Below are 16,335 nucleotides of genomic sequence, written 5' to 3' on the forward strand. Positions count from 1 at the left end.
TCATGGCACGCTTTAAATTCTCTCCGGTAAGAGCAGGGGGCGTCTCTCTGCTTATTCTGTCGTTGTTCAGCTGCGTGGTTCTCGGGCTGTTAGTTCTGAATCGTCTCCATCACCGCCCCCGTACAGAAGATGCTTATCTGACCGCCGATATTATTCATTTCGCACCTGAGGTCAGTGGGCGCATTGTTTCTATGTCGGTGCGGGATAACGAGTATGTCAGACGCAATCAGGTTTTGTTCGTTATTGATTCTGAACCTTACGAATACCGGGCGCAGCAGGCTCAGGCTCAGGTTGACAGCCTGCAGGCCCAGATCGATGTGCAGACCAGTCAGGTCAGTTCTCAGCTTGCACATGCTGAGGCTGAGGCCAGCAGTGTAACCAGTGCGCGCGCACGCCTTGCACTGGCTAAAATGACACAGAGCCGCCTTGAGCCTCTGAGCCGCCAGGGTTTTGTAACACACGAAGCACGGGATCAGGCCCGCACAGAAACAAAAACCGCGGAGGCCGGCCTTGAGCAGGCTCTGCGTTCTGCGCTGGCCTCACGGCAGGCTGTACGCAGTGTTGCGCCTTTAAAGGCCGACCTTGCCGCAGCGCAGGCAGTTTTACGTAATGCCCGGCGTGACCTGCGCCTGACAACGGTACGTGCTCCATGTGATGGTATTGTGACCAGCCTGACCACGGCTGCGGGGGAATATGCTTCTGTCGGCAAGCCTGTTTTTACGCTGATAGATAGTGAGCACTGGTGGGCTATTGCGAACTTTCGTGAAACGCAGCTTGCCGCCCTTAAAGTGGGGCAGAAGGTCAAAGTATATGCGATGGCTCAGCCAGATCAGCCGATTTATGGTGTGGTAGGCAGCCTTAATGCCGGGGTTGTGCCAGATGAGGGCACGGTTGCAGATGGCTTGCCTAAAGTGCCGCGTACACTGAACTGGGTGCGTATTGCACAGCGTTTTCCAGTTCGTATTTTGCTCGATAACCCACCAGAACAGCTCATGCGTATTGGTGCTACGGTTGTTGTGGTTGTTATGCCATGAGCCCGTCAGGAGCACATGGGCAACTGCTGCCGCCACAGATTGATGAGGGAGATCCGCCTCAGAAAATACGTCTTTTACTGGCGGAGATGGCACCCACACCAGGGCGCCTGCGTAATACGCTTCTGTTATTAGTTCAGGCGATGCTCACCATTATAATTGGTGAAACGTTTCGTGTGCCCGAACTGCCTATTCTGGTTGTTATTAGTTTTTTCCTTTCAGGGAATGATGCCGCATCTAATGCGAGTACTGCTCTTATGGGCGGGCTGACGATGATTGTGGGTACTGGCCTGACAATTGTTTTGCTGATGATGAGTTTGTCTGAACCTGCAATCAGACTGCCATGTATGTTGTTGCTGACACTGGGGGCCGGTTTTTTATCGCAGGCTGCAACAATGGGGCCATTCCTGAATATTTTACTTTTCTGGATCGTATATATGGCGATGAATGCTGATCTGTTACAGTCAGCAGGTAGTCTGGTTGATGGCTATGTTGGTAACACAACAGATAGTGTGGTGCCGGATAGTCTTTTTATGCCGCCAGAGGAAGCGATACTGCATCTTTTGTTATGGATTGGCGTATTATTTCTCATAGCCCTTTTTCTGCTTGTTTTTATTAATAAAATTGCGGGGCATGATCCTCTCGTTGCTCTACGTTCAGGGCTTGCCGGCCGACTGAGTGCTATTGTCAGTGCATGCAGTGATGACCCTGTGCAAAAAAAACAAGGTTTGTCTGCGGTCAACAGGTTTGCCTCAGAGGGTGTTGCCGGACTGAGGCAGGCACATGACCTGACTGCGCGACTTCATCCTGAGTTGCCACGACATCGTACAGGTATCGCCATAATTCGTACAATGGCGCGGCTGGTTATGATTTTTGTTGAATGGTCGCGTTTATATTCTGGCCACAATAAAGATTTTACGCGAGATATAAGCTGTCTGGCCCGTCTTTGTGCTGATGTGTTGCGCAATCGTAAAGTTTTTCTTCCTGCACTGGAGAGAGAAACAACAGATCTTATTGCACAGGCAGAAGTTTTTCGTGACGATTCTCTTTACTATCCTCTGGCGCTCGAAATGGCTCGTTGCCTGACTTTAATAAGAGCTTTGTTATTAAAGCCGGATGTTTCAGCGCATGAATTTGCACCTGATGTAAAAGCAGCTGCCCGTGCTTATTTTAAACCCGATGCGTTTACTAATCCTGCATATACGCAGGCGGCCATGCGTATCGCGCTGTCAGTATCTGTTTGTTATGCCATCACACGTTTTACGTCATGGCCCGGTATTCAGACATGTGTTGTGACCTGCTTTCTTGTTTCTCTTGAGACGCTGGGAGACAGTGTTCACAAAATGATTTTGCGGGTTATCGGGGCACTGATAGGGGCAGCATCGGGCATTGTGACGATTCTGGTGTTTATGCCTTATATGACAGATTGCACTGACCTTTTGCTGGCCATTATTCCCGTAACGTTTCTCGCCGGATGGGTGAAGAGTGGTAGTCCGCGCATTTCTTATGCAGGAGTACAGATTGCACTGGCCTATTTTATGACCTTGCTACACGGCTATGGCCCCACGCTTGATATGGAAGCAGGGCGTGATCGTGTTGTCGGTATTCTGATCGGTAATGTGGTTGTATATATTATTGCAACACTTTTCTGGCCTGTAAGTGTGACCGACAGAGCTCGTCGTCATTTAGTAAGTGCAATACGCGGTCTTGGCGACCTTGTTATCTGTCGTCGCAGTAATCCTGAAGAACTGGTTGATATAGCCCAGGAGATTGAACGCGAGAAATTTGGTAAGGCTCTGGCTGCAGTACGCAGCTCTATGGCAAATGCCCCGATGGAGCTTTCAGGTGTTAGAAATACAGATGGTGTGTGTCAGATTGATACCCGTATCATCACACATATTCAGATGCTGGCCGTGCCCGTCGCAATTCTCGCTGATATTTATGTGCCGGTGAGTGATGATGCTTTTGGTCATATGGAGAAACTAAAAAACTGGTTTGATACTTTTGCACAATGGGTCAGTGACGGGCAGGGCACAGAGCAGCTTTACAGTCAGTTGCCAAAGCCTCCGTATCTGCCTGATGATCCTCAGCGTGAAGCCTGGTTTTTTGTTTTAAATCAGCGGGTGCAATATATTTTACACAATTTGTTACCTGCCAGTGACTGTATATCTGAAGGGTCAAAACCTTTTTTGAATACTTCAGAAATTTCCTTATAATATCATATGAAAAATGTATGATGAAAAACTCTTCTCTCTTTTATAGTTTGTCTCTGACGCTGTTTCTGTGCGGATGTAATGATACCCGTAACTTTGCTCCTGAGCGGGCTGATCTGCCATGGCATCCTTCTCCGTCAACAGGACTTAAAATTCCTGAAGGTATAAAAGGTTTTGTCATCCCGGGTGAAAAAAATACTGTTTCTGAAATTCGTTCAGTGCAGAAACGACTTGCTGTCGGTGATGATATAAAAGCGCAGCCTCTCGGGCTTGCTGATATGATTGATATTGCCGAGCGTCACAACCCTGATACACGTTTTGCGTGGGAAAGTGCACGTCAGGCTGCAATTAATATTGGCATGTCGCGAGCAGCCTTTATGCCTCAGCTTACATTGTCTGCAATGGGCGGTTACCAGCGTATGGCACTGCCGTTGCCTAATTACCTCTCAAAGCGAGGGTATCTGACATCTAACGGTGCAGCAGTCTTTCCAAAACTTGAGCTGGACTATCTTTTGCTTGATTTTGGTCATAGCAGATCTCTTGTGCAGGAGGCACAACAAAAAGCTCTTGCCGCAAATTTTGGTTTTACGGCAGTGCATCAGGCTCTTATTCTTGCGGTTATTCGTGCTTATTATGCGCATGAGGCAGCACGTAATATTCTGAAAGCATCACACGCTGCGGCAGACCATGCAACTGTTCTGTTGCGTTCTGCTGATGCGCGACATGCCCATGGTGAGGCAACAGTTGTTGATGTAGCTATTGCCCGGCGTAACCTTGCACAGGCGAATTATGATTGTGATAAAGCAGAGGATACTGAGCATGCTACCTGGCATGCCTTACTTGCGGTGCTGGGCTTGCCTGCTACGACTGAGCTGACATTACAGCCGGTCACAGAGCATCGTCTGCCGCAGATACCTGAGCAGCAGTTGCAGCGCCTTATTAATCAGGCCTTGCAGGCCCGACCCGATATTATGGCTGATGTTGCAAGAATTCGCGCCGAAGATGCCGCATTAAGAGGTGCCAGAGCTACGATGAAGCCCAGAATATCTCTTGCGAGCAATGTATCGGCCTATCTTGGTGAGCTTAAAACCTACGGTGGGGCTTCGGCAGCCCCTGCGTCAGCGATTGCTCAGCCTCAGGGGCAGGCTTTCCTTCAGCTCAGCTGGCCTGTTTATCAGGGGGGCATGAGGGCCAACACTGTGCGCCTTGCTGAATCGCGCAGGGCACAGGCTGAAGCGACGCTTGCTAAAGATCAGATTAGCATGGAACGCGAGGTGGCAGATGCTCTGGATGAACTTAAAACGGCACTGGCACAGGTACATTCAGCCCAGACCCTGCGGGATGCAGCACAGGTAGCTTATAACAGCGCATCGCAGGCTTATGCTCATGGTGTCGGTACGTTTACTGATGCTTCAGCTGCTGTGGCAGCCCTCTACCAGGCACAGGCTGCTTTTGCAGTGAGCACAACGGATGCCTTTACAAAAGCTGCTAATCTGGCTCATGCAACAGGAGAGCTTGTCTCCGGTTCGGAGATATCGGGCATAACGGAGAAGGTAAACTGATGCATAATGGCAGTGAAAACACGATAACTCTGGGGCGTATGCTTAATCAGACAGCCCGTTTGTGGCGTCATATTCTGAATATACGGTTGCTGCCTTATGGTCTGACTGATGCAACATGGCAGCCTTTACTTGAGTTAAAACGACAGAACCGCCCCATGCACCAGAAGGATATTGCTGAAGCTTTGTTTCTTGATAAATCATCAGTTGTAAGAACGTTGCGCAACCTTGAACTGCAGGGTTTGATTACGCGTGTGCCGGACAAAAATGACAGGCGTGCTCATTATATCGTCATAACTGACGAGGGTAATAAACGTATTGAGTATGTTCTTAAAATAGCATCTGAGGTCGAAAATGAAGTCATACAAAAATTAAGTGATCATAAAAACTTTAGGCCACTTCTTGAAGAGGTATACAGTGTTGTGAAAGATATTTCAGGTCATTACAGAATATAAAATCTTAATCGTTCGTAAGTGATAATTTCTGCAGAATATGCAGCGCGGCAACATGTTCACATTCTGTCAGCGGGGCGAGGGTTAACTCTGTTACCTGCAGAGCAACAGGTATGGTTTTTTCAACAAGCAAAGCCCCTTCTTTTTCCAGTGAGACCAGCTTTTGTCTGCGGTCCTGTTTGCTTTGCTCTACTTTTACAAGCCCCCGTTTTTTGAGGCGCGAGACAATATCCCGTAATGTGGCATGATCTATGGCGGTTTGCTGGCTGATCTGCACCAGGGAGGCAGTATGTAGTTTTTGAACTGTGACCAGAACGGCAAATTGTGCTGATGTCAGATGGTCATCAGGAATGTGTTCCTGAAAAATAGCAGTATGACGCTGATAAGCGCGCCGCAGCAGAAAGCCAATCTGCGCATCAAGAATATACTGTTTACTATCTTCCATACTCGTGTGCACCTTACAAAGACAAATGACACGTGATTTTTGGCTGGCAGGGCACAAAACAGATCAGGCCCTGAGTGTGGGTCACGGTCTGACCTGACTTTAGCGTGAAATATACAGGTGCTATAATGCCCTGGCAGACAGGCTATGGCAATGACGCACACGCGGTTTTTTACGTTATAAGCAGAAGATATTTTCGCTTATTTAAAGAAAAATTAATCTTAATTTGATATAAAGACAGTTCTTTTCAGCAAGAATCATCTTGACCTTTTTGTTTTCATATCAGAACATTCAGATATAGCGTATACACCATATAATGTTATTTGTTGTCTGTCAGGAGAAGCGGTATGTCGGATAAAGGTCGTGTAGGCATTGTCGGCGCAGGGCTGGGCGGTGTCGCAGCAGCAGGGCTGCTGGAAAAAGCGGGTTTTGACGTTGTGCTGTTTGACCAGGCACCAGCTTTTGCCCGTCTGGGTGCGGGTATTCAGTTTGGCCCTAATGTTATCAAAATTCTCTCTACTCTCGATGGTCTGGCTGAAAAGCTTGAGAGTGTCTCCTGCCTGCCAGATTACTGGGTGAGTCGTAAGTGGGATGACGGTACTGTCATGGCTAAAATTCCGCTTAATGCTGAGCGTGAACGTTATGGTGCACCTTACATCACTATCCATCGCGGCGACCTGCATCAGGCTATGCTGAACTGCATCAGCCCTGAGCGTGTAAAATATAACCACAAGCTGGTTGATTTTACCGATGACGGTAAGAGTGTGACGCTTGAGTTTGAGAATGGTGTTACCGAAAAAGTCGATTTTCTGATCGGTTCTGATGGTATCAATTCACGTATCCGCGAAAAAATGTTTGGGTATGAAGCCCCTCTTTCTACCGGCTGGATCGCGCATCGTGCTATTATTCCGGGTGCGGCTGCAAAAAGCCTGGGTGCAGATCTGAATGCTAAATGGTGGTCAGAGGATCGTCACATCGTCTGCTATTATCTCGATCGTAATGAGGATGAGTTCTACCTCGTGACAGGTGAGCCGGCTGAGTGGACGTCTTCTGTAGGGCAGCTGCCCAGTACGCGTGATGAGTTCCGTGCCGCATTTAAAGGATTTCATCCAATGGTGCAGGGCTATATTGATGCGACAGAAACAGTCACAAAATGGCCGCTTAATACACGCCCGCCTTTGCCGGTCTGGCATCAGGGGCGCACTGTTCTGCTGGGTGATTCCTGTCATCCGATGAAGCCACATATGGCACAGGGCGCAGCTATGGCAGTTGAAGATGCGGCTGTTCTGGCGCGTTGCCTGAGTGAGATTGGCACGTCTGACCTGACACACACATTCAGCATTTACCAGAGTGCACGCAAAGAGCGCGCGACAAAGGTGCAGACAATTTCTAATGCGAATACCTGGCTGCGTCAGCCTGAAGATCCCTACTGGTGTTATGGTGATAACATTTATGATCTGACGATCGGGTAACTTCAGAAAAAGGAGAAGGGCGTTATGGCAGCCAGCGTCTTTCTGACAGTAAACGGTAAACAATGCGAGGTAGAGGCTGCTGCCGGCACGCCTTTACTGACCATATTACGTAATAGCCTGGGGCTGAATGGCCCCAAATATGGTTGTGGTCTGGGGGCGTGCGGAGCCTGCACAGTGCTGCTTGACGGTAAGGCAGCGCGTAGCTGCGTTGTGTCGGTCGAGGCTGCAGGCCGATGCAAAAACATCGTGACCCTTGAAGGACTTTCTCCCGATGGGAGTGACCCTGTGCAAAAAGCGATGGTCACTGCTCAGGCTGCGCAATGTGGCTATTGTCTTAATGGTATGGTCATGACATTGCGTGCTTTTCTTGATGCTGTGCCCAACCCGGATGAAAAAGCTTTGCAGGAGGCTTTGCGTTATAATCTGTGTCGCTGTGGTACGCATGTTGAAATTATGCGTGCAGCACGGATAGCTGCTGGCCTTGAACAGGAAGAGGAGCGGTAAATGGGTTCTGCACTCCAGATTTTTCGTAAATCTCTTCCTCCTGCAGGTCTGGTTGCCCGTGCTGATTTTATTCAGCGTGATGAAGTGCTTGTTCAGATTGATGAGGATGGTCAGGTTACCGCTTTTTGTGGGCACGTTGATCTGGGTACAGGTATTGCAACATCGCTGGCTCAGATTGTTGCTGAAGAGCTTGATGCTGCCCCCTCACAGGTACGTATGGTGCTGGGGCATACTGATAGTACACCTGATCAGGGTGCTACAATTGCCAGTGAAACAATACAGATTTCCTCACGCCCTATTTTGCGTGCAGCAGCACAGGCGCGTAAAATTTTGCTTGCCCGCGCTGCTGAGCTGACCGGGTGTGACAGTGCAGTACTTTCTTTTTCCTCTGGTGTTCTGGCAGGTGGCCCGGCTGATCAGCCCGCGTTAACGCTGGGCGACCTTGTGCGGGGGATGACCCTGCGCGTGGAGCTTGATGAGAGCACGCCGGTTAAAGCACCGGCTGACTATAAAGTCGTTGGTAAAAATCAGCCACGTGTTGATATTCCCGACAAAGTTACAGGCCGCATGGTTTACGTGCACGATGTGCGTGTTGATGGCATGCTTCACGGGCGTGTTATTCGGCCGCCTTATGGCGGGTTCGACCATGGGCCATTCGTCGGGCGTGCCCTGCTTGATGTTGATCGTGCCTCTGTCGCGCATATCGCAGGCCTGGTTGATGTTGTGGTCATTGGTGATTTTGTTGGTGTGGTCGCAGAGCGTGAAGAGCAGGCTATTGCTGCTGCCGAGGCTCTGAAAGTCACCTGGAGCCCGGTTGCTGTACCGGATTTATCCGATCCGGCAGAGGCCCTGCGTCAGAACCCTTACGAGCCGCGTGTTGTCCTGGATCGTGGTGATGTGGATAGTGCTCTGGACGCTGTTACGCATCGTATGGACCGTGAATATTTCTGGCCTTATCAGATGCATGGTTCAATAGGGCCATCCTGCTCTGTGGCGTCATGGCAGGCGGATGAGCTGACTGTCTGGTCTGGCACGCAAAACCCCCACATGCTTCAGGCCGATATTGCTATGCTGATGGGTCTGCCTGTTGCCTCTGTGCGCATTGTGCGCCACGAGGCAGCCGGGTGTTATGGCCGTAATTGCGCAGATGATGTCGGGGGCGATGCTGCGCTGTTATCGCGTGCTGTTGGCAGGCCGGTCAGAGTGCAGCTTACCCGTATGCAGGAGCATGTGTGGGAGCCTAAAGGTGCTGCACAGCTTGTCAGTATTAAGGGAGGGCTCGACGAAACCGGAGCACCTGTCGCGTATAATCTTGATACCAGTTACCCTTCTAACGTGTCTCCCCTGCTGGCGCTGGTGCTGACCGGGGTAGTTCCTGCTGAGGTGCCTGAAATTGCACAGATGGGGGACCGGACATCAGTTCCTCCTTATGAGTATGCCAATGCCCGCGTGACGGTAAAGGACATGCCGCCAATAGCGCGTGCATCGTGGTTTCGTGGTGTGTCGGCTCTGCCCAACAGCTTTGCACATGACAGCTATATTGATGAGCTGGCTGCGGAAGCTGGTATTGATCCTCTTGAATATCGCCTGCGTTATCTGCCTGATAAACGTGCGGCAGAACTGCTTAAAGCGACCGCAGCACGGGCAGAGTGGCAGCCGCGTACCGAAGCGCCGCGTCCTGACCCGGCTGACCGCACATTAAGCGGACGTGGTCTTGCCTATGCACTGTATGTGCATGGTCCGTTCCCTGGTAAACCTGCGGCATGGTCTGCCTGGGTTACGGATGTTGAGGTGGATCGTCTTACAGGTGAGGTCAGTGTAACCCGTGCCGTAGTCGGGCAGGATGCCGGTCTGATGATCAATCCTGCCGGTGTACGCCACCAGTTACAGGGAAATGTCATTCAGTCCGTCAGCCGCACGTTGCAGGAGCAGGTGACGTTCGACAAAGGTGGGGTTGAAAGTCAGGAGTGGGGTGGTTATCCCATTATCCAGTTTCCTGACGTGCCAAAAATTGAACCAGTGCTGATGAACCGGCCGGAGGAACCGCCTCTTGGTGCGGGGGAATCCGCCTCGGTGCCGAGTGCTGCGGCTATTGCAAATGCGTTATATGCGGCAACAGGTGTGCGCTTTCGTGATGCCCCGTTCACTCCGGAAAAGGTGAAAGCCCGCCTTGACGAAGTGCTGGGCCCGTTAAAGCCGGTTCCGCTTTCACTGGTGCCGCCTCTGGCTCTTGGGGGCGAGCCCGCAAAACCAGCCATGGCCGGGCTGGGATTTAAAGGTTTGTTGCGCCGTGCCGGGCTTGGTACGGCTGTTGCTGTAGCCGGGGGTATGCTGGCAACGCTTATGCCATGGCGTGCTGCTATTGCTCCGGTTGCACCCCCTGTACCAGGCATGTTCTCCCCCGAAATTATTGCAAAAGGGAAGCTGGTCGCCGCTGCGGGTGACTGCGCTGTGTGTCATACTGCACATGGTGGCGCTGAAAATGCCGGTGGTCTGGCGCTTGATACGCCTTTTGGCACAATTTACACGACCAACCTTACGCCTGATCCCAAAACAGGCATTGGTCAGTGGTCTTATGCGGCGTTCGAGCGGGCAATGCGTCAGGGTATAAGCCGTGACGGGCGGCATCTCTATCCGGCTTTTCCTTACACGTCTTTTGCAAAAATCAACGATACGGATATGCAGGCGCTTTATGCTTACCTGATGTCGCAAAAGCCTGTTGAAAAGCAGCCTCCCGTAACATCACTGCGTTTTCCGTATAATATGCGTTTCTCCCTTGCCGGGTGGAATACTCTTTTTCATCGCACAACACCTTTTGTACCGGATCCAGCCCGCTCAGAGCAGTGGAACAGGGGGGCCTATCTGGCTGAGGGTGCAGGGCATTGCTCTGCCTGTCATACGCCACGTAACGCGCTGGGAGCTGAACGCTGGCAGAAAAATTATCTGGCTGGTGGTGAGGCAGAGGGCTGGAGTGCCCCGCCACTTTCAGCCTTATCAGATTCCCCTCTGCCGTGGAGCGAAGGTGATCTGTATGCCTATCTGCGCACTGGTTTCAGCCCGAACCATGGTCCCGCTGGCGGCCCGATGGCCCCTGTGGTGCATGCTATGTCAGAGCTGCCTGATGATGATGTCAGAGCGATTGCACATTATATTGCTTCGTTCGATACACGTCAGACAACTATACCTGTGCAAAGCCAGCGTGAGCAGATTCTGGCGCGTTCAGCCTCGCTTCAGGCACTGGAAAAAGGCGAAGGTGGGAGGATTTATAAAACAGCCTGTGCGGCCTGTCATGAGGGCGAGGCCGCTCATCTTTATGGGGCGCGTCCGCAACTTGCACTGAATACGAACATTCAGGCTGAAAATCCTGATAATATTATTCGTATTTTACTTGATGGTGCACCAGATCCGGCGCATCAGACGGCGACGACTATGCCAGCTTATCGTAATGTCTTCTCTGACCGGCAGATTGCAGAAATTCTCTCTTTTCTGCGGCGTACGATGGCACCTGATAAAAATGCATGGACTGATCTTACCGGTCAGGTTTCACGTATTCGCGCACAGGGAGGGCATTGAAAAGTGCCATCTCAGTTTTTCATAAAATGGCTCTGTAAGAAAACGCCTTTTGTAAAAGGAACATGCCCATGCCAGTAAGTGATTATGAACTCGTCCAGTCCTGGCGTCAGGTTCTGGGGCTGTGTAACCTGCAGGCAGGTCAGAGTGTTACGCTGCTGACGTCAAGTGCGACGAACGAGCAGACACTGCGTTGTGCTATTCTGGCCGTGCAGGAGAAAGGTGCTTTTGCAAATCGCCTTGATTTGCAACCATCTAATGGCGGAATTTCTCTGTCACGTGACCCACTGGCTTACGTGGGTAAAACGCCACTGACCGGTAATCGTGCCGCTGTAGAGATGCTGAAAGCCAGTGACCTGGTTCTTGATCTGATGACGCTGCTTTTTTCAGCCGAACAGCATGAGATTCTGGAAGCAGGCGGGCGTATTCTCCTCGTTGTAGAGCCGCCCGAAATTCTGGTGCGTATGACTCCGACAGAGGAGGACCGCACGAAAGTACTAACAGCTTCAGCCCGGCTGAGAGCTGCAAAGACTATGACGGTGACATCATCTGCCGGAACAGATGCAACTTTTGCTCTGGGGCAGTATCCTATTCTTGAAGAATATGGTTTTGTTGATAAGCCTGGCCGGTGGGATCACTGGCCGAGTGGCTTCCTGGCAACCTGGGCAAATGAGGGTACTGCTCAGGGTAAAATTGTCCTTGCACCAGGTGATATTTTACTGCCGCAGAAAAGTTACATTACGTCACCTATCACCTGTCATCTGGAAAATGGTTACGTAAAAGCCATTGAGGGTGGTTTTGAAGCAGAGCATCTGCGCGATTATATGGAAAGCTTTAACGACCCGGAGGTTTTTGCGATTTCGCATATTGGCTGGGGCCTGCAAAACCGTGCGCACTGGGCTGTTATGGGCTTTTATGATGGTGAAGCCAGCATTGGTATGGACCCGCGGGCCTGTGCAGGTAACTTCCTGTGGTCAACCGGCCCGAATAACGAAGCCGGTGGTGAGCGTGATACGGCATGTCATATTGATATTCCAATGCGCAACTGCACAGTAAAAATTGATGATGAAACCGTTGTGCAGGACGGCAAACTGACAGGAGACTACGCATGACAAACGGACATCAGCGTGATGAAGCCCGTTATGAAAAACAGGGCTTTGGCAACGAAATCGGTATTGCTGGTGGTATTGGCTTACTTATTGTTGATTTTGTAAATGGCTTTGCTGATCCTGATGCTTTTGGCGGGGGCAACATCCCTCAGGCTATGGAGCGTACGCGCACTTTGCTGGCAGAGGCCCGTCATCATGGCTGGAAAATTGCTCACACGCGCATTGTTTTTGCCGATGATGGCTCTGATGCAAATATTTTTTCCATGAAAGTCCCTTCCATGCTGGGGCTGACGGAAAATAATCCCGCATCAGCTATTGTGCCTGAACTGGCCCCGCTCCCGGGTGAGTATGTTGTGCGTAAAACGGTACCGTCAGCGTTTGCCGGTACACCTCTGGCAGCCTGGTTTGTTACGCATGGTGTGCAGACAGTGGTTGTCGCCGGGTGCGTAACTTCAGGCTGTGTGCGTGCCAGTGTGCTTGATGCCATGCAGGCAGGTTTCCGCCCGGTGATTGTCTCCGATTGTGTAGGAGATCGAGCCATTGGTCCGCATGAAGCTAATTTGTTTGATATGGCGCAGAAATGCGGTGATGTGATGTCGCTTGAGACCTTACTGTCACGTATTTCTGACGCTCAGTAAAAAGTAAGGTCAGAATAATGAATGAATCTAACTTGATGTATGGCGCGAATGTGCATGCTAATGGCATTCGTCAGCATTATCTGCGTTATGGTGGTAAAGGTAAGCCGCTGGTTCTTATCCCTGGTATTACCAGTCCGGCTATCACCTGGGGATTTGTAGGGGAGCGTCTGGCTGCAGAGTATGATGTATATATTCTTGATGTAAGAGGTCGGGGGCTTTCTTCAACCGGTCCTGACCTGAACTATGATCTCGACAGTTATGCAGATGATGCCCTGGCTTTTATTGCAGCTCTTGGGTTGAAAGACGTGACGCTGATGGGTCACTCTATGGGCGCACGTATTGCCATTCGTGCCGCGCGTAAAGAACCTTCTGAGCTGAAGCAGCTTGTGCTTGTTGACCCACCTGTAAGTGGTCCTGGTCGTCGTGCTTATCCTGCAAAACTTGACTGGTATACAGAGTCTATTCGTCTTTCACGTCTGGGAATGAGCGCTGAAGATATGCGTCGTTTCTGCCCGACCTGGACAGATGAGCAGCTTCAGCTGCGTGCTGAATGGCTGCACACCTGTGATGAGCTGGCAACGCGTATTACGTTTGAAAAGTTTCACACAGAAGACATTCATCAGGATTTACCACATCTGAGTGTTCCGGCCCTGCTGGTTGTGGCAACTCGCGGTGGTGTCATTCAGAAAGAAGATGAAGAAGAAATTTCAGGTCTGAATCCGGCTATTAAAATTGTTCACGTCCCGGATGCCGGCCATATGATTCCCTGGGATAATGAAGAGGGTTTTTACAAGGCAGTTTCTGTCAGATAATCCTGCATGTTGTGACCTGTTAATGTTGAAAGTGGGTATAAACGGCGAGAATCAGAGCCGGAACCTGCATATTATTTAAGGTGTTTTTATGAAACCAGTTTACCGTATCGGGCAGATTGTTCCGAGTTCTAACATCACAATGGAAACTGAAATTCCTGCTCTGATTCGTCTGCGTGAAACTATTCGTCCTGAACGTTTTACGTTTCATTCGTCACGTATGCGTATGAAAACAGTGAGTAAAGATGAGCTGTCTGCGATGGATGGGCAGTCAGATCGTTGTGCGCTTGAGCTGAGTGATGCCGCACTTGATGTGCTGGGTTATGCCTGTCTTGTTGCAACAATGTCGATGGGGCCTGGTTATCATCGCGTTTCAGAAAAAAGGTTGCATGAAAGAACGGTTGAAAATGGCCATCCTGCACCGGTTATTACCAGTGCGGGTGCCTTGATTGATGGTCTTAAAGTGCTTGGCGCAAAGAAAATTGTAGTTGTAGCACCTTATATGCGCCCCCTGACGGAGCTTGTTGTCGATTATATCACTCGTGAGGGCATTGAAGTTATCGATTACGTAGCACTTGAAATACCCGACAATCTTGATGTTGGCCGTCATGATTGTCAGCGTCTGCCAGAAATTATTAAAGGGTTACGCTATCAGGAGGCTGATGCTGTTGTGGTTTCGGCCTGTGTGCAGATGCCATCTCTGCCAGTTATTTCTGCTGTTGAAGCGTTGACCGGTAAACCAGCTTTAAGTGCGGCTGTTGCTACAACATATGCAATGTTAAAAGCGCTCAGGCTTGAAGCAATTGCACCAGGTGGCGGCGCTCTGCTTTCGGGTACGTATTAAAATTACTGATTAAGGGCGAGGGATATACTTCGTCCTTAATAAAGATAGCCCCCTTTACCTGCTCTTAACATCGGCTGGTAAAGGGGGTTATCGCGTTATCATGATGATATAAAATTTAGCATTTAGTTTATTTTTCAATAAATTTCGTTTTTCTGTAACAAAAATTAATGTTTCATAATCAAAATATATTATTCACATTAATCGTGTGTACGCTAAGATAATATCGTTACCGAAACAATAAGTCCTGGGGCGTAGCAGGTCGTTTTTTCGGACCAATCTGGTACACGATATTTTCTGGAGCGCTCATGCAAAATACAGCTGTTTATGAACAGGAGGCCTGTTCTGATCAGAAACAAGACAGGCTATATGCAAAAATGGCGCAGCGTATCCTGCCCTTGCTGTTTCTTGGCTTTCTTGCCTCATATCTTGACCGCGTGAATGTTGGTTATGCAAAACTCAGGATGCTCTCTGACCTGGGAATGAGTGAGGCCGCATATGGGCTTGGTATAGGGCTTTTTTTTCTTGGTTATATTTTGTGTGAGGTGCCCAGTAATCTCTTTCTGGTTAAATTTGGTGCCAGAAACTGGATTGCCCGGATTCTGATTACCTGGGGTTTATGCTCTGGCGCGATGATGTTTGTACATACACCAACGCAGTTTTACGTTTTGCGTGTACTGCTTGGAATCGCAGAAGCTGGTTTTATGCCTGGTGTTTTGTATTATCTGGCTGTCTGGTTTCCACCGCATTACCGTTCGAAAGTTACAGCAGTTTTTATGGCCGGTATTCCTCTTGCCAGTGTGATTGGTGGTCCTCTGTCTGGCTGGTTAATGCAAAGTCTGAATGGTGTAGGGGGATATGAAGGCTGGCGCTGGTTATTTTTCTGGGAGGCTGCGCCTCCTGTTGTGATCGGTATTGCTGTTTTTCTGATGCTGCCAGCATCACCAGAGAAAGCTTCATGGTTAAACAAACAGGATGTAGATACACTGTATGCAGCTAACCCTGCAATTTTAGAAAAAGTGAGTATGACAAGCAGCATTGTTGCGGCGTTTCGTAACCCATGGGTGTGGTTGCTGGGTGTCGTTGATGGTACACTTCTGCTTGGTTTATACACCATTGCATTCTGGACACCGTCTTTGCTGCATGATGAAGGGATACGCTCAACACTTGAAATCGGGTGTCTGAGTGCTATTCCACAAATTGGCGCTGTTATCAGTATGTTTGTAATTGGTCGTAGCTCTGATAAGCACGGTGAGCGTCGCTGGCATATTGTTCTTCCCATTCTGTTTGGCAGTCTTTCTATGGCCTGTATTCCATTTTGTGCAGGTAATATTGCAATGACTATTGCCTGCATTACCGTTGCGAATATGGGTATTCTCGGCGCGTTGCCGCCATTCTGGGTGTTACCTTCTCTTATGCTGAAAGGAAATAGTGCCGCTGTAGGCCTGGCACTTGCCGGATCAGTTGCTAACATTGCAGGTTTTTTTGCAACAGCACTGGTGGGTTATGCCCGTAGCATGACTGGTGGTATGGCAGGCGTTATATGGCTGTTTGCCGCCATGGTCTTTCTGGGCAGTATTTCAGTTCTTCTGATCCCAAAAGAGAAGATGAAGTAAAAAGCGAGCTAAAAAGCTCTGGTATTATTTTCCCAAGGGGTCTGGATATGCGTATCCAGGAGCAGATCAGGACAATAAG

The 16,335-nt window shown here is 49.8% G+C and carries 13 protein-coding genes; 12 read left to right on the forward strand and 1 reads right to left on the reverse strand.

Annotation, left to right across the window (positions count from 1 at the left end; translation table 11 throughout):
* The first annotated feature begins 2 nt into the window (after positions 1-2).
* From HK11_RS07395 to HK11_RS07410, 4 genes are read left to right on the forward strand one after another with little or no spacing between them, the layout of a single operon-like run.
* A complete protein-coding gene (locus tag HK11_RS07395) occupies positions 3-1,034 on the forward strand; it encodes an HlyD family efflux transporter periplasmic adaptor subunit (protein ID WP_086554714.1) in 1,032 nt (343 codons plus the stop codon).
* The gene (locus tag HK11_RS07400) at positions 1,031-3,247 is read left to right on the forward strand and encodes an FUSC family protein (RefSeq protein ID WP_086554715.1); all 2,217 of its coding nucleotides are present in this window, start codon (positions 1,031-1,033) and stop codon (positions 3,245-3,247) included. Before HK11_RS07395 ends, HK11_RS07400 begins: the two co-directional genes overlap by 4 nt.
* 17 nt (positions 3,248-3,264) lie before the next feature.
* On the forward strand, positions 3,265-4,806 hold the full coding sequence (locus tag HK11_RS07405; RefSeq protein ID WP_086554716.1) for a TolC family protein: 1,542 nt from the start codon (positions 3,265-3,267) through the stop codon (positions 4,804-4,806).
* The gene (locus tag HK11_RS07410) at positions 4,806-5,258 is read left to right on the forward strand and encodes a MarR family winged helix-turn-helix transcriptional regulator (protein WP_086554717.1); all 453 of its coding nucleotides are present in this window, start codon (positions 4,806-4,808) and stop codon (positions 5,256-5,258) included. Before HK11_RS07405 ends, HK11_RS07410 begins: the two co-directional genes overlap by 1 nt.
* Positions 5,259-5,262: 4 nt before the next feature.
* On the opposite strand, the gene HK11_RS07415 is transcribed toward HK11_RS07410, so the two are convergent.
* Positions 5,263-5,700, reverse strand: coding sequence for a MarR family winged helix-turn-helix transcriptional regulator (locus HK11_RS07415; RefSeq protein ID WP_086554718.1), 438 nt, complete (start codon positions 5,698-5,700; stop codon positions 5,263-5,265).
* 344 nt (positions 5,701-6,044) lie between these two features.
* Between HK11_RS07415 and HK11_RS07420 the strand changes: the two genes are divergently transcribed.
* The 8 genes from HK11_RS07420 (at position 6,045) to HK11_RS07455 (ending at position 16,256) form a co-directional block, all read left to right on the forward strand.
* Positions 6,045-7,169 (forward strand): FAD-dependent monooxygenase, encoded by a 1,125-nt coding sequence (locus HK11_RS07420; protein WP_086554719.1) that lies wholly within the window; start codon positions 6,045-6,047, stop codon positions 7,167-7,169.
* Between the two features lie 24 nt (positions 7,170-7,193).
* Complete coding sequence (locus HK11_RS07425) at positions 7,194-7,673, forward strand: (2Fe-2S)-binding protein (RefSeq protein ID WP_086554720.1); 480 nt, start codon at positions 7,194-7,196, stop codon at positions 7,671-7,673.
* A complete protein-coding gene (locus HK11_RS07430; protein WP_086554721.1) occupies positions 7,674-11,246 on the forward strand; it encodes a molybdopterin cofactor-binding domain-containing protein in 3,573 nt (1,190 codons plus the stop codon).
* A gap of 68 nt (positions 11,247-11,314) precedes the next feature.
* Complete coding sequence (locus tag HK11_RS07435) at positions 11,315-12,355, forward strand: 2,5-dihydroxypyridine 5,6-dioxygenase (RefSeq protein ID WP_086554722.1); 1,041 nt, start codon at positions 11,315-11,317, stop codon at positions 12,353-12,355.
* A complete protein-coding gene (locus HK11_RS07440) occupies positions 12,352-12,990 on the forward strand; it encodes an isochorismatase family protein (RefSeq protein WP_086554723.1) in 639 nt (212 codons plus the stop codon). Before HK11_RS07435 ends, HK11_RS07440 begins: the two co-directional genes overlap by 4 nt.
* Before the next feature lie 17 nt (positions 12,991-13,007).
* Positions 13,008-13,802, forward strand: a complete 795-nt coding sequence (locus tag HK11_RS07445; RefSeq protein ID WP_086554724.1) for an alpha/beta fold hydrolase — start codon at positions 13,008-13,010, stop codon at positions 13,800-13,802.
* Positions 13,803-13,890: 88 nt separating this feature from the next.
* Complete coding sequence (locus tag HK11_RS07450) at positions 13,891-14,643, forward strand: Asp/Glu racemase (RefSeq protein ID WP_086554725.1); 753 nt, start codon at positions 13,891-13,893, stop codon at positions 14,641-14,643.
* A gap of 374 nt (positions 14,644-15,017) precedes the next feature.
* Entirely contained in the window at positions 15,018-16,256 is a 1,239-nt protein-coding gene (locus HK11_RS07455) for an MFS transporter (RefSeq protein WP_369822932.1), read from the forward strand.
* Positions 16,257-16,335 lie beyond the last annotated feature (79 nt).

Source organism: Acetobacter sp. DmW_043 (assembly GCF_002153485.1).
Taxonomy (GTDB): Bacteria; Pseudomonadota; Alphaproteobacteria; order Acetobacterales; family Acetobacteraceae; genus Acetobacter; species Acetobacter thailandicus.

Excerpts from the sequence above, each read along its gene's own strand:
- HK11_RS07450 (WP_086554725.1), top strand. The coding sequence starts at position 13,891 with ATGAAACCAGTTTACCGTATCGGGCAGATTGTTCCGAGTTCTAACATC.
- HK11_RS07445 (WP_086554724.1), top strand. The coding sequence starts at position 13,008 with ATGAATGAATCTAACTTGATGTATGGCGCGAATGTGCATGCTAATGGC.
- HK11_RS07455 (WP_369822932.1), top strand. The coding sequence starts at position 15,018 with ATGGCGCAGCGTATCCTGCCCTTGCTGTTTCTTGGCTTTCTTGCCTCA.
- HK11_RS07395 (WP_086554714.1), top strand. The coding sequence starts at position 3 with ATGGCACGCTTTAAATTCTCTCCGGTAAGAGCAGGGGGCGTCTCTCTG.
- HK11_RS07410 (WP_086554717.1), top strand. The coding sequence starts at position 4,806 with ATGCATAATGGCAGTGAAAACACGATAACTCTGGGGCGTATGCTTAAT.
- HK11_RS07425 (WP_086554720.1), top strand. The coding sequence starts at position 7,194 with ATGGCAGCCAGCGTCTTTCTGACAGTAAACGGTAAACAATGCGAGGTA.
- HK11_RS07405 (WP_086554716.1), top strand. The coding sequence starts at position 3,265 with ATGATGAAAAACTCTTCTCTCTTTTATAGTTTGTCTCTGACGCTGTTT.
- HK11_RS07420 (WP_086554719.1), top strand. The coding sequence starts at position 6,045 with ATGTCGGATAAAGGTCGTGTAGGCATTGTCGGCGCAGGGCTGGGCGGT.
- HK11_RS07435 (WP_086554722.1), top strand. The coding sequence starts at position 11,315 with ATGCCAGTAAGTGATTATGAACTCGTCCAGTCCTGGCGTCAGGTTCTG.
- HK11_RS07400 (WP_086554715.1), top strand. The coding sequence starts at position 1,031 with ATGAGCCCGTCAGGAGCACATGGGCAACTGCTGCCGCCACAGATTGAT.
- HK11_RS07440 (WP_086554723.1), top strand. The coding sequence starts at position 12,352 with ATGACAAACGGACATCAGCGTGATGAAGCCCGTTATGAAAAACAGGGC.
- HK11_RS07430 (WP_086554721.1), top strand. The coding sequence starts at position 7,674 with ATGGGTTCTGCACTCCAGATTTTTCGTAAATCTCTTCCTCCTGCAGGT.
- HK11_RS07415 (WP_086554718.1), bottom strand. The coding sequence starts at position 5,700 with ATGGAAGATAGTAAACAGTATATTCTTGATGCGCAGATTGGCTTTCTG.